The organism is Streptomyces sp. AC627_RSS907 (assembly GCF_019049165.1).
In genome coordinates this window covers 1-557 of the sequence record NZ_JAGMUE010000672.1, presented here as the reverse complement: position 1 = coordinate 557, position 557 = coordinate 1, and the positions used below count along the sequence as shown (strand labels likewise).

The 557-nt window shown below is 73.8% G+C and carries 1 pseudogene; it reads right to left on the bottom strand.

Going from position 1 to position 557, the window contains the following annotated elements:
• Nucleotides 1-557 (bottom strand): annotated as a pseudogene (locus KUM32_RS37725) (polyketide synthase dehydratase domain-containing protein); the annotation flags it as partial.

The window sequence follows — 557 nt, the reverse complement described above, 5'->3', positions numbered from 1 at the left end:
CCACGTGACCGAGGCCGACCTCGTCGCCGGCGCGGATGGCCAGTTCGACGAGGGCCGTGGTCGCCAGGACCGCCTCGCCGCGCAGGACGTGGTCGGCCAGCCAGGGCTGGGTGTGCAGCGAGAGGGTTCCGGTGAACAACAGGCCGTCGGCGCCCGCGAGGGGGACGGCGCCGCCGAGCAGTGGGTGGTCGGCGGGATCGAGGCCGAAGGCCGAGGCGTCGCCCGCCGAGGTACCGGCCTCCAGCCAGTAGCGCTGGTGCTGGAACGCGTAGGTGGGAAGGTCCACGCGGCGGGCGCCGCGTCCCGCGAAGAAGGCCCGCCAGTCGACGGTTTCGCCGTGGACGTGGATCTCGGCGAGGGCCGCGACGAGTGCTTGTGTCTCGGGGCGGTCCTTGCGCAGCACCGGCACCAACAGGGGGGCCGGTGTGTCCTCGGCCGTGATGTCGGCGACCGGTCGGGTCAGACAGTCCTGGGCCAGGGCCGACAGCACGCCGTCGGGGCCCACCTCGATGTACGCGGTGACGCCCTGCGCTTCGAGGGCCCGCACCCCGTTGAGG